11 protein-coding genes and 1 pseudogene are annotated in these 12311 nt (G+C 56.3%); 11 read left to right on the top strand and 1 reads right to left on the bottom strand.

Annotated elements, in window-relative coordinates:
* Positions 1-415: 415 nt before the first annotated feature.
* From GOV88_RS17330 to GOV88_RS20520, 4 genes are all read left to right on the top strand, one after another.
* Positions 416-916 carry a hypothetical protein gene (locus GOV88_RS17330; protein ID WP_254449258.1) on the top strand — a complete coding sequence of 167 codons (501 nt, stop codon included), beginning with the start codon at positions 416-418 and terminating at the stop codon, positions 914-916.
* Between the two features lie 21 nt (positions 917-937).
* Entirely contained in the window at positions 938-1759 is an 822-nt protein-coding gene (locus GOV88_RS17325) for a metallophosphoesterase family protein (protein ID WP_371808260.1), read from the top strand.
* A 232-nt stretch (positions 1760-1991) separates the two neighbouring features.
* Positions 1992-3440: a mannose-1-phosphate guanylyltransferase/mannose-6-phosphate isomerase gene (locus tag GOV88_RS17320; protein ID WP_171241191.1), complete on the top strand. Its 1449-nt coding sequence runs from the start codon at positions 1992-1994 to the stop codon at positions 3438-3440.
* Between the two features lie 5 nt (positions 3441-3445).
* On the top strand, positions 3446-4099 hold the full coding sequence (locus GOV88_RS20520) for a glycosyltransferase (protein WP_371808259.1): 654 nt from the start codon (positions 3446-3448) through the stop codon (positions 4097-4099).
* A 60-nt stretch (positions 4100-4159) separates the two neighbouring features.
* Here the strand turns inward: GOV88_RS20520 and GOV88_RS17315 are convergent.
* Positions 4160-4615 (bottom strand): annotated as a pseudogene (locus GOV88_RS17315) (sugar transferase); the annotation flags it as partial.
* Here GOV88_RS17315 and GOV88_RS20780 point away from each other — a divergent pair.
* The 7 genes from GOV88_RS20780 (at position 4559) to GOV88_RS17285 (ending at position 12306) form a co-directional block, all read left to right on the top strand.
* Positions 4559-4783 (top strand): hypothetical protein, encoded by a 225-nt coding sequence (locus tag GOV88_RS20780; RefSeq protein ID WP_371808262.1) that lies wholly within the window; start codon positions 4559-4561, stop codon positions 4781-4783. The pseudogene GOV88_RS17315 and the gene GOV88_RS20780 sit on opposite strands and share 57 nt — an antisense overlap.
* Before the next feature lie 483 nt (positions 4784-5266).
* Entirely contained in the window at positions 5267-6838 is a 1572-nt protein-coding gene (locus GOV88_RS17310) for an acyl CoA:acetate/3-ketoacid CoA transferase (RefSeq protein ID WP_171241189.1), read from the top strand.
* Complete coding sequence (locus GOV88_RS17305; RefSeq protein WP_171241188.1) at positions 6835-7602, top strand: enoyl-CoA hydratase/isomerase family protein; 768 nt, start codon at positions 6835-6837, stop codon at positions 7600-7602. The genes GOV88_RS17310 and GOV88_RS17305 overlap by 4 nt, the downstream gene beginning before the upstream one ends.
* A complete protein-coding gene (locus GOV88_RS17300; RefSeq protein WP_254449256.1) occupies positions 7559-9130 on the top strand; it encodes an aldehyde dehydrogenase family protein in 1572 nt (523 codons plus the stop codon). The genes GOV88_RS17305 and GOV88_RS17300 overlap by 44 nt, the downstream gene beginning before the upstream one ends.
* A gap of 59 nt (positions 9131-9189) precedes the next feature.
* Positions 9190-10440, top strand: a complete 1251-nt coding sequence (locus GOV88_RS17295) for an ABC transporter substrate-binding protein (RefSeq protein WP_171241187.1) — start codon at positions 9190-9192, stop codon at positions 10438-10440.
* Positions 10441-10531: 91 nt separating this feature from the next.
* Complete coding sequence (locus tag GOV88_RS17290; RefSeq protein WP_171125774.1) at positions 10532-11425, top strand: carbohydrate ABC transporter permease; 894 nt, start codon at positions 10532-10534, stop codon at positions 11423-11425.
* Positions 11425-12306, top strand: coding sequence for a carbohydrate ABC transporter permease (locus GOV88_RS17285; RefSeq protein ID WP_171125776.1), 882 nt, complete (start codon positions 11425-11427; stop codon positions 12304-12306). The genes GOV88_RS17290 and GOV88_RS17285 overlap by 1 nt, the downstream gene beginning before the upstream one ends.
* Positions 12307-12311: the final 5 nt, after the last annotated feature.

Below are 12311 nucleotides of genomic sequence, written 5' to 3'. Positions count from 1 at the left end.
TGGGTCCAACAGAGTCTCGAACAAGCCGCCGCAAGGTGGCTTTTGTCGTTCTGGAACTATCCCGCTGTAAGCACTTTGGAATCACCCCGCGTGGGAAATCCTGCACTGACCGCCACAATTGCAAAGTATTTCACCAGAACCAATACCCGATCAAATCGCCAAAACGAATATCTATCCAACGGATTGTCTCAAAGCCGATCGTAAAAGCGATTTCTGATGTTCTTGCTATACGCCGTCGCGCTCGTGGCAACGGTTTATGACGCATTTGTCGTTGCCGAAAAATTTACCCAATGTTTAGGTAAAAACGAATTAACTTTTTGATTTAAAGCACAAAAAAGACACGCCGAGCCCACGTACTCCGCAACCCTTCTTTCTAGTTTCAACCCAGACCGCAACTGGAATTGGAGATGTCGTTATGTCGGGATTGGGTATTTCGCCGCGCTTAAGTCTACGAGGGTTTCGTGCAAGGATATTGGTGGTTTTTCTGGTCTTTGGTGCCTTGTTTTCTGGCACGGCTTTTCAGGCCGCTGCCAATACCCAAAATTTGTATATCGTCGGCAACGATCGGGGTGGATACTTGCACGACCGGTTGATCGAATTGAAGAACTTACAGCGGAACCGGGTCTTGGTTGAAATACGTGGCCGGGTCTGTTTTTCAACATGTACGATGTTTCTTGGGTTGCCGGGCGCCTGTGTCGATCCCGATACTATGTTTGGCTTTCACGGACCATCGCGAAGTGGTCGCAAACTTCCAAAGGAAGATTTCGAATATTTTAGCCGCGTCATGGCGGGCTATTATCCCGAACCGTTGAAGTCATGGTTCATGAACAAGGCCCGAAACCGCATCAGTGGTGTGTATAAAGTCAAAGGGGCTGAGCTTATTCGAATGGGGATATCCCCTTGTAGAGAGGCTTGAACGGTCCTTGCTTGCCCATTGGTGTGCGGGCGGCTATCACTCACAAGCCGGAGCGACTATCGGCCAAGCTCGCAAGTCTGTGCACTAAAGGTTAAAGGGAATGCTGCAATAGTGCTGTCTTCGTTGCTCAAACGATTTAATCAACCAGCGGCCTTTTCGACGCCTGATCCGGATGCCCCGATTTGCATAATCGGGGACGTCCACGGGTGCATTGCCCAGTTGGAAAAAATGCTCTCCCAAGTTCCGCAGGACCACCGCGTCATACTTGTAGGGGACTATGTAGACAGGGGAGAGCACAGCGCCGAGGTGCTGCGTCTAGTCAGTGAGCGTTCGGAATTTACCTGTCTCATGGGAAATCACGAGCAGATGTTGCTGAAATTTCTGAGCGATCCCACCTGTCATGGACCACGGTGGTTGCGGTATGGAGGATTACAAACACTGTCCTCTTTCGGCGTTCGCGGCGTGAGATCAGAAATGAACGATGCCGAGTTACAGGACTGCCGCGATAGGTTGGAAGACGTCATGTGCCAAGACATGCGCCGCTGGCTTGAACAACTCCCGACATCGGACTTTTCGGGCAACGTTTTTGTGACTCATGCCGGTGCGGACCCGAATGTTCCGGTCGATCAGCAAAAAGAGGAAATTCTGATCTGGGGGCACCCGTCTTTTCAGAAGTCGGATCGCAGCGATGGGGTCTGGGTCGTGCATGGCCATACAATAGTTGATGAGCCGAGCGCCGAACGTGGTCGCATTGCTGTTGATACCGGAGCATTTGCAACTGGCTCCCTGAGCGCCGTATGCCTTGACGGAAGCGAACCCAGGTTTGTTTCCGTAGGTCATTGATGACAGGAGCAATTGGCGCGATTAACCGATAGTTTCCTGACTAACTTCAGCGATAGATAGACCTACCGCATTGTAAAACTGCACTGAAGACGCAGCGCAGGCTCAAAGATTGGGCGGTGCTTATTGTTTCATCCTGATTGCGCGTGAATTTAACCTCCTTCAATTGATACACTTGTCAGCGCCAGCGTCATTTATTAGGACCACCCCAAGTAAATCAAATTTCGAGCTTTTTATGTTGATAACACCTGTCCTTCTCTGCGGTGGTTCCGGTACTCGGTTGTGGCCTCTGTCCCGGAAAAGCTATCCAAAACAATTTGTTCCGCTTGTTGGCGAGGAAACTTTGTTTCAAGCGTCGGCGCGACGTCTGTCCGGGAAAAACGCAGATTTGCAATTTGGGGCACCAGTCGTTCTTACCAATTCGGACTTTCGATTCATCGTTGCCGAGCAACTGCAATCAATTGGTATTGATCCAGGCAAAATTCTGATCGAGCCGGAAGGGCGCAATACTGCACCAGCAGTTTTGGCCGCTGCGATTCAGACATTCAACGAAGACGAGAATGCGGTTCTTTTGGTCGCCCCGTCCGATCATGTGGTGCCAGACTCCGATGCATTTCAGGCCGCAGTCGCCCGTGGATTGGATGCGGTTGCAAGGGGTCAGCTGGTGACGTTTGGCATTACTCCGACGCACGCGGAAACAGCCTATGGGTATCTGGAACTTGCCTCGGCGCCGGACAGTGATGGATCACCGGTCCCGCTGAAACAGTTTGTCGAAAAACCGGATTTGGCCCGCGCGACCGAGATGCTGGCCGCTGGGAATTTCAAATGGAACGCTGGTATTTTCTTGTTCCGCTCTGCTGACATTATAGCGGCATTCCGGCAGTACGCCCTAGAGCTGATAGAACCCGTTCAGGCATCTGTTGAAACCGCAACGCCCGATCTGGGCTTTTTGCGTTTGAACCCGGAGCATTGGCAAAAGGCCAAAGATATTTCCATCGACTATGCCGTGATGGAAAAAGCTGACAACCTATCCGTGGTCCCTTTTGACTCGGCGTGGTCTGATTTGGGTGGCTGGGACGCGGTCTGGCGCGAAAGTGGCCCCGACGAACAGGGTGTTGTCACAAGTGACGGCGCCACAGCGATTGACTGTCACAACACGCTGTTGCGGTCGGATAGTGAACAGCTTGAAGTCGTTGGTATTGGCCTGGAAAATATCATCGCGGTTGCGATGAATGATGCGGTTTTGGTGGCGGATTCTTCGCGGGCTCAGGACGTAAAACAGGCGGTGTCTGCGCTGAAGAAGAAAAACGTTCCTCAGGCCACCGCATTTCCAAAAGACCACCGTCCCTGGGGATGGTTCGAAAGCCTTGTTGTTGGCGATCGTTTTCAGGTGAAACGCATTTGTGTGCATCCGGGCGCGTCCCTTAGCCTGCAAAGCCATTTTCATCGGTCCGAACACTGGATCGTGGTTGAGGGCACGGCTCGTGTCATCATCGACGACACTGATCAATTGGTGACTGAAAATCAGTCAGTCTATATTCCGCTGGGTGCTGTCCACCGTATGGAAAACCCGGGCAAGGTACCGATGGTCCTGATCGAGGTGCAAACGGGCGTGTATGTCGGCGAGGACGACATCGTCCGGTACGAGGACAAATACGCGCGCGGCCAGGGCGCTAAGGGCTGACCCTCGTGAAAGTCGCGATTGTTCATTATTGGCTTGTCGGTATGCGCGGCGGCGAAAAGGTGCTTGAGGCGTTCTTGGACATGTATCCGGACGCCGTCATCATCACCCATGTCTACGACCCCGAAAAAGTCAGTGCAAAGGTACGGCAGCACGAAGTTCGCGAGACATTCATCGGCCGATTGCCGGGGGCGAAGAAGCACTATCAAAAGTACCTTCCGTTCATGCCTATGGCGCTGGAACTGATGGACATGCAGGAGTTTGATCTGATCCTGTCCAGTGAGTCTGGGCCTGCGAAGGGGATTATCCCGCGCCCGGATGCGACGCATATTAGCTACTGCCATTCACCGATGCGATATATCTGGGATCATTACCATGTGTACCGCGCGCAGGCTGGCCGTGTCGCGCGGTTGGCAATGCCTATCATGGCCCATAAGCTGCGTGTCTGGGACGTGTCGACTGCCGCGCGGGTCGATCAGTTCATCGCCAACTCGTCCTTTATCCGTCAGCGTATCGGCAAATACTACAGGCGGGATGCGGACGTTATCTTCCCCCCGGTCGATACTGAAGAATTCCAGATCTCGAATGAGGTCGGTGAGCATTATTTGCTGGCCGGGGAAATGGTGTCGTACAAACGGGCTGATCTTGCGGCCTGTTCTTAGAAAAACCGCAGAAGCCGTAAGCGAGATGATTATAATGTCCTTCAGAAAGCTTCTTGCGGCCAAATATGTTACGTCCATTTCAACCCGCTCGCGATAGCTGATGTCGTTCCGACCCGAAACCTGCCACAACCCAGTGATGCCGGGTTTTTGCGCAAGATAGGCTGATGCCGAGCTGCCGTATTTGATCAGTTCGACAGCAACTACGGGGCGTGGGCCGACAAAGCTCATCTCACCCTTCAGGACGTTCCAGATCTGAGGAAGCTCATCCAAACTGGTCTTGCGCAGAATGTCACCCAACCGGTTAATTCGGGGATCGTTAATCAGTTTGTGATCCTGCTCCCACTCGGCCGCCGCATCGGGATTTGCCTCCAGATAGGTCTGAAGCTTGTCTTCTGCGTTCACGACCATGCTGCGGATTTTCCAGCATTTAAAGGGTTTACCCCCTTTTCCGATACGCGTATGACCAAAAAAACCCGGCCCACCGTCGCGGCGGACCAGACACCAAAGAATAAAGATTACGGGTGCAAGGGCCGGCAGAAGCAGAAGGGCAAGGGAAACGTCAAAAACACGTTTGCCAATGTCCGCGTAAAACCCGTTTGGGGGTGTTTGCGTCGAGGGTTCTTGGGTTTTGCTGCCTTGGAAACGGGACGGGTGAGAAAAATCAAGCATAAAAACAAACCCTGAAACTTAGTCAGCGCTAGTGAATGCAGCGCTAAGAGGAGTGACTGGGTCTTCTGTTAAACTTAGAAGGTCAAAACTTTAAGATTAAAAATGATATTTTTGTGAATTTTTTAACCCCCTGTTTATTTGTTGAGCGAGGGATATGAAATAGTCGCAAAATGAGAAGGTTACCCGACGTTATTTTACACGTATAAGGAGAGCATTGCCGTTCCCCTTCATACCACGCCGTCAGGGGAGAGCCAACACGCTTCATTGCGTTCAGTGTGTCGACCTGACGTAAAGCGACTGGGTGACTTGAGGCGCCCACGTAGGCAACCTCGTGGTTTCGCGCTGCGCGAAATTGCAGTGCAGTTCCCCTTGTTGAAGATGGTGTTGGACTTGGTGCAAGCGTTGGGTTGGTTTTTCCTGTTGCAAGTTTTGGATCGTTCCAGTAACGATTGGATCGTTCCAGTAAATCCGTGAATCGCTGGAATCGGGGAGGTCGTCATGAAGAAACTGGTATCAGCCCGGCAAGCTGCCGAAGTGGTCCCTGATGGGGCTGTTGTCTCGGTTTCGTCGTCGTCGGCCTTGGGTTGTCCTGATGCTGTTCTAAAAGCCATCGGCGACCGGTTTCAGCAGGACGGCCATCCGCGCGACATCACTTCGCTTCACCCTATCGCGGCTGGCGATATGTATGGTGTTAAGGGGATGGAGTATCTGGCGCAGGACGGGTTGCTGACGCGGGTATTGGCGGGGTCTTATCCTTCGGGGCCATCCAGCCTTGAGATGCCGGAAATCTGGAAAATGATCGTCGAAGATCGCGTCGCGGCTTATAACGTGCCGTCCGGTATCATGTTCGACATGCAGCGTGAGGCGGCGGCGCATCGACCCGGCGTGCTGACGCAGGTGGGTCTGGATACTTTTGTCGACCCGATCCGAGAAGGTTGCGCGATGAACGCACGCGGGGCTACGGACCCGATTGTCGAGCGCGTCGAGTTTGGTGGCCAGACATGGCTGCACTTTCCAAACATCATACCCAATGTCTGTATTCTGCGAGCCACCACAGCAGATGAATTCGGCAACCTGACCTATGAGCATGAGGGCGCTTATCTGGGTGGGTTGGAGCAGGCGATTTGCGTGCGAAATCACGGAGGGATCGTGATTGCTCAGGTTCAGCGGGTAACAGCGGAAGGCAGCCTGCGTCCCCACGATGTCCGCGTACCGGGGCATCTGGTGGACCTGATCGTCGAAGATCCGGACCAGAAGCAGACCACCGAAACACCCTATGATCCCGCGATTTCGGGTCAGGTCATGCGGCCCTGGGACAGCTTCTCGCTTGCCGAGCACGGTGTGGAAAAGGTCATCGCACGCCGCGCGGCCATGGAGTTGCGCTCGGGCATGAGCGCAAATCTTGGGTTCGGTATCAGCGCCATGGTCCCCCGGATATTGTTGGAGGAAGGACACCCCAAAGCCGTGACCTGGGCGATTGAGCAGGGCGCGGTTGGCGGCGTTCCCTTGACCGGGTTCGCCTTTGGCTGTGCCTCGAACGCTCATGCCTTTGTGCCGTCGCCGCAGCAGTTCATCTATTTTCAAGGGGGTGGGTTCGACATGTCATTCCTCTCGTTCCTTGAGGTCGATGTGGACGGCAATGTGAACGTGTCGAAACTTGGGAAAAAGCCCTATCTGACCGCAGGGTGCGGCGGTTTTGTGGATATTACAGCGCGGGCCAAACGGATCGTGTTCTCGGGCTGGTTTGAGGCTGGGGCGAAGATTGATCTGGGAAGCGACGGCATCCGGGTTACCGCGCCGGGCAAGTTCACCAAGATGGTGGACAAGGTTGAACATGTCACCTTCTCGGGTCGTCGTGCACGGGAAACCGGGCAAGAGGTGATCTATGTGACGGAACGCTGCGTGATTCGCTTGACGGATGAGGGGTTGGTTGCGACTGAAATCATGCCGGGGATCGACGCGCAGCGCGATATTATTGTCGCCTCGGGCGGGCGCGTGACAGTGGCAGAAAACGCAACGCTGATGCCGGCCTCTCTGTTCCTTGAAGGACCGATGGGACTGCAGTTGTGAGCAATATCGCCTTTGATATCCGGGGCCACGCGGCGATTGTCACTTTGGACAATGTCGCCAAGTTGAACGCCCTGACGATCCCAATGCTTGACGCGTTGGAGGCCCGCGTGCGCGAGGTTGAACGGGATGCAGCAATCCGCTGTCTGATCTTGACCGGAGCTGGCGAAAAGGCGTTCTGTTGCGGGGCCGATATCGGCGCGTGGGGTGGACTCAGCCCCGCCGAGTTCGCGCGTCATTGGGTGCGGGATGGACATCGTATCTTTGACCGGTTGGCGCGGTTGGGCAAACCCACCATCGCTGCCATGAACGGGCATGCCTTTGGCGGTGGGCTGGAACTGGCAAGCTGCTGTGATCTGCGCCTGCTGGCCCCACGTGCAACCCTCGCCCTTCCCGAAGCGCGGGTCGGTATTGTTCCCGGCTGGTCCGGCACGCAACGCCTGACCCGGCTCATCCCTGAAGGGGCCGTCAAGGAAATGGCCCTGTTTGGACGCAGGATCGGGGCAGACCGCGCGGTGTCGCTGGGTTTTGCGGCTGAAGTGGCCGAAGACGTATTGGGCCGCGCGCTGGAACTGGCTGCTGATCTGGCGGACCTGTCCCCCCGCGCCACTGAAATCGCCAAGAACATGATCCACGCGGCCGTAGGCGAAGACCGGGACGCGGCCGTCGAAGCGCTTGGAAGCGCGGCCATAGCCGCCTCCGCCGACCGTGACGAAGGTGTGAATGCCTTTTTGGAAAAACGTAACCCTCAATATTCGGGCCTGTGACGTAATGAAAGATATGACGATCAACCCAGCCATCCCGTTCGACCTGCCGCCGCTGTTCGAGGGTCGGCATATGATCAACGGGATCTGGCAGGACAGCGCATCGGGCGAGACGTTCGAGCGTCGCTCGCCCTCGCACGGGCATATCGTCAGCCGGTCCGCCTTGGGGGGCGAGGCCGAAGCTGAGGCGGCCATTCAAGCCGCCCGCACAGCGTTCGACAGTGGGGCTTGGAGCCGCGCGTCGGGCAAAGAGCGTGCCACGGTTCTTTTGAAGGTCGCTGACCTGATTGAACAGAACGTAGATCGGATCGCCGTCATCGAAACGCTGGAAAGCGGCAAGCCGATCAGTCAGTCCAGAGGTGAGGTCGGTGGAGCGGCCGACCTCTGGCGATATGCCGCGTCCTTGGCGCGCAGCACCCATGGCGACAGCCACAACACGCTGGGCGCCGACATGATGGGTGTGGTTCTGAAAGAGCCTATTGGTGTGGTGTCGATCATCACCCCTTGGAACTTCCCGTTCTGGATTCTAAGCCAGAAACTGCCCTTTGCATTGGCGGCGGGATGCACGGTTGTCGTGAAACCCTCGGAAATGACCCCCTCCACCACCCTGATGCTGGGCGAGTTGCTGATCGAGGCCGGGCTGCCGGCAGGCGTGTGCAACATTGTTCTGGGCCATGGCGTACCGGTCGGCAGCGTATTGTCCACGCATCAGGCGGTAGACATGGTGAGCTTCACCGGCTCGACCGCAGTCGGCAAGACAATCAGTGCGGTGGCCTCGGATACGCTCAAGAAAGTGGCGCTGGAACTGGGCGGCAAGAACCCGCAGGTGATCTTCCCGGACGCAGATCTGGAATCATCGGCGGATGCGGTCGTGTTTGGGGTCTATTTCAATGTCGGCCAATGCTGTAACTCGAGCAGTCGCATAATCGTGCATGAGGACATTGCCGAAGCCTTCACCAAGCGGGTGGTTGATTTGTCCCGTAAGGTGAAATTCGGTGATCCGATGGATCCGACTACACAGGTCGGTGCCATCGTCACGCCGGAACACAACGCCAATATCGACGCCTACGTCAAAGACGCGCAGACCGCCGGTGCCGAGATTGCCATGGGCGGTGACCGTCTGCAGGTCGAGGGGCTTGGCGATCAGTTCTACCAGCCTACCATCGTCACCAATGTCCAACCGGACATGCCGATTGCGCGGGATGAGGTGTTTGGCCCGGTTCTGACGGTCCTGACATTCAAAACACTGGACGAAGCCGTCGCGCTGACCAATGATAGCGTTTACGGTCTGTCGGCTGGGGTCTGGAGTACCAATGTCCACACCTGCCTTGAATTCGCCCGCCGCGCAGAAGCGGGAACGGTCTGGACCAATACCTGGATGGACGGATTCCCCGAGGTTGCGTTCGGTGGGGTCAAGCAATCCGGGCAGGGGCGGGAAATCGGACAATATGGGTTCGAGGAATTCTTCGAAGTGAAATCTGTGGTTATGCGCATCGGCGACAGCCGTGCGCCATGGGTGTCGCAAGACTGAACGGCGCATCAAACATCAATAGGCGCCAGAAAAAGATCGCATTTAGGGAGGAAACAACAATGCGTAAACTTTTGAAAACAAAATCGGTAATTGTGGCAGGGCTGCTGTGTACCACCAGCCTGGCGCACGCCGAAGAGGTTGAGGTTCTGCACTGGTGGACCTCGGGCGGTGAAGCCGCGGCGCTGAATGTTTTGAAAGACGACCTTTCGGGTCAGGGCGTTGGCTGGACGGACATGCCAGTTGCCGGCGGCGGCGGTGAGCAGGCAATGACTGTTCTGCGCGCGCGTGTCACTGCAGGCAACGCACCCACAGCCGTTCAGGGTCTGGGGTTCGATATTCAGGACTGGGCCGCGCAGGGTGCGCTGGCTGATCTGAACGACGTGGCGGCCAAGGAAGGCTGGGACGATGTGGTTCCGGACGCGCTCAAGGCATTTGCAAAGTTTGACGGCAAGTGGGTTTCGGCTCCGGTCAACGTGCATTCGACCAACTGGGTTTGGGCGAACAAGTCGGTGCTGGACGCAAACGGTATCGCCCAGCCGACCAACTGGGACGAGTTCGTGGCCGCTGTTGAGGCGCTGAAAGCGGCGGGTGTGACACCCATCGCGCATGGTGGTCAGGCATGGCAGGACGCGACCGTTTTCGACGCCGTGGCAATGTCCACGCTTGGCCCGGACGGGTACAAAGCCGCCTTTATTGATCTGGACGAAGGCACTTTGGGTGGGGACGCCATGAAAGAGGCGTTCGATCGCATGGCCTTTATCCGCGACAATGTTGACGAGAACTTCTCGGGTCGCGACTGGAACCTGGCGACGGCGATGGTCATCAATGGCGAAGCTGGTTTCCAGATGATGGGTGATTGGGCCAAGGGCGAGTTCCTGAACGCAGGTAAAGTGCCGGGTCAGGATTTCTTGTGCTTCCGCTTCCCCGGTACCGCAGATCAGGTGACCTTCAACGCCGACCAGTTCATGATGTTCGATCAGGGTGGATCGGTTTCGGCAGAGCAGGCGGCGCTTGCCAGCGCGATCCTGTCACCCTCGTTCCAGTCGGCGTTCAACGTGGTCAAAGGTTCGGTTCCGGCGCGGACCGATGTCAGCGACGCGGATTTCGACGACTGCGGCAAGCAGGGCATGAATGATCTGGCTGCGGCTGCGGCTTCGGGCAACCTGTTCGGCTCGATGGCGCATGGCCACGCGGCGCCCGCATCGGTCAAGAACGCCGTTTATGACGTCGTAACGGCGCATTTCAACGGCGAATATGACAGCGAAACCGCAGTGGCCGAACTGGTCGACGCGGTGTCGATTGCCAAGTGATCAGTGATCCTCGTGACGGGGCGGCGGTTTAGCCGCCCTGTCCAAAGAGGGCGCTCAACGCCTTAAAACACAACTCGCAGGAGGGCGCGCCATGGCTGCTTCAGCCGACGCGGATTTCAAGACTCGCCTTCAGAATTGGATACCCAAGCTGGTCCTGTCACCGTCGCTGGCGATGATGCTGGTCTTTGTGTACGGGTTCATCCTGTTCTCGGTCTACCTGTCGTTTACCGACAGCCGCATCCTGCCGACCTTTGGCTGGGTCGGATGGGAAAACTACGACAAGCTGTGGCGTTTGAGCCATTGGGAAACCTCGCTGATCAACATGGGGATTTTCGCAGGGCTCTATATCGTGATCTGCACCTGTATCGGGCTGGGACTGGCGATCTTCCTTGATCAGAAAATCCGCGGCGAAGGGCTGTTGCGCCCGATCTACCTGTACCCGATGGCGCTGAGTTTCATCGTTACCGGCACGGCATGGAAATGGTTTCTGGACCCGGGCATCGGGCTGGAAAACGTCATGCACACATGGGGGTGGACCAGTTTCGAATTCGACTGGATCAAGAACCGCGATTACGCGATCTACACGGTCGTCCTGGCTGCTGTCTGGCAAACCAGCGGGTTTGTCATGGCGATGTTTCTGGCGGGATTGCGCGGCATCGACAATGAAATCCTGCGCGCGGCGCAAATGGATGGGGCGTCGAACTGGAACCTCTATCGCCGGATCATCATCCCGCAACTGCGTCCGGCATTTCTGTCAGCCTTCGTTATCCTCAGCCACCTTGCGATCAAGACCTTTGACCTTGTGATCGCGCTGACTGGCGGCGGACCTGGACGGGCCACCGAACTGCCCGCAACCTTCATGTATTCCTATACGTTTACGCGGAACCAGATGGGGATCGGCGCGGCCTCGGCCACGATCATGCTGATGACCATCGCGGCGATCATGATCCCCTACCTATACGCTGAATTGCGGGAGAAACGCTGATGTCTCAGGCCTCGCAAGATACCGCGATCCGCACGGGCCGCGTTGCCCGCACGCTGATCTATCTGGTGCTGCTGCTGTTTGCGCTGTTCTACCTGCTGCCGCTTTACGTGATGCTGGTGAACTCGGTCAAACCGCTAGAGGAAATCACCGGTGGCGGCATGATGAACCTGCCGCAGGTGTTCACGCTTGAGCCGTGGTTCAAGGCGTGGTCCTCGGCCCAGATCGGGGTCGATCCTACGGGATTGAAGCCTTACTTTTGGAACTCGATCAAGATGGTGGTTCCGGCTGTTATCGTGTCGACCGTCCTTGGCGCGCTGAACGGTTATGTGCTGACCAAGTGGCGGTTTAAATACGACACCATCCTGTTCGGGCTGATGCTGTTTGCCTGTTTCATCCCGTTCCAGATCGTGCTGATCCCGATGGCGCGGATGCTGGGCATCATCGGACTGGCGGGCACGACTTGGGGTCTGGCGCTGGTGCATGTGGTCTATGGGATCGGGTTCACCACGCTGTATTTCCGCAACTACTATGCCGTGTTCCCGACCGAGCTGATCCGCGCGGCGCAGATCGACGGGGCGGGGTTCTTTCAGATTTTCTGGCGCATCCTGCTGCCCAGCTCGGGCCCGATTGCGGTGGTGTCGATCATCTGGCAGTTCACCAACATCTGGAATGACTTCCTGTTCGGCGCGTCTTTTGCCGATGCCAATAGCCAGCCGATGACTGTCGCACTCAACAATCTGGTGCAGTCATCGACGGGTGTTAAGGAATACAACGTACATTTTGCTGGCGCCATTCTGGCCGCCATGCCAACTCTGCTCGTCTATATCGTGGCCGGTCGTTACTTCGTCCGCGGCCTGATGGCGGGTTCCGTGAAAGGATAAGGCGT

It is taken from the genome of Ruegeria sp. HKCCA5491 (assembly GCF_013034565.1).
Taxonomy (GTDB): Bacteria; Pseudomonadota; Alphaproteobacteria; order Rhodobacterales; family Rhodobacteraceae; genus Ruegeria.
The sequence above is the reverse complement of the archived record's forward strand: the minus strand, read 5'-3'. Positions and strand labels throughout refer to the sequence as shown.

Bases quoted from the DNA above. Each gene is read 5' to 3' on its own strand.
- GOV88_RS17330 (WP_254449258.1), top strand. From the start codon at position 416: ATGTCGGGATTGGGTATTTCGCCGCGCTTAAGTCTACGAGGGTTTCGT.
- GOV88_RS17320 (WP_171241191.1), top strand. From the start codon at position 1,992: ATGTTGATAACACCTGTCCTTCTCTGCGGTGGTTCCGGTACTCGGTTG.
- GOV88_RS20780 (WP_371808262.1), top strand. From the start codon at position 4,559: ATGACCAAAAAAACCCGGCCCACCGTCGCGGCGGACCAGACACCAAAG.
- GOV88_RS17310 (WP_171241189.1), top strand. From the start codon at position 5,267: ATGAAGAAACTGGTATCAGCCCGGCAAGCTGCCGAAGTGGTCCCTGAT.
- GOV88_RS17300 (WP_254449256.1), top strand. From the start codon at position 7,559: ATGCCTTTTTGGAAAAACGTAACCCTCAATATTCGGGCCTGTGACGTA.
- GOV88_RS17295 (WP_171241187.1), top strand. From the start codon at position 9,190: ATGCGTAAACTTTTGAAAACAAAATCGGTAATTGTGGCAGGGCTGCTG.
- GOV88_RS17290 (WP_171125774.1), top strand. From the start codon at position 10,532: ATGGCTGCTTCAGCCGACGCGGATTTCAAGACTCGCCTTCAGAATTGG.
- GOV88_RS17285 (WP_171125776.1), top strand. From the start codon at position 11,425: ATGTCTCAGGCCTCGCAAGATACCGCGATCCGCACGGGCCGCGTTGCC.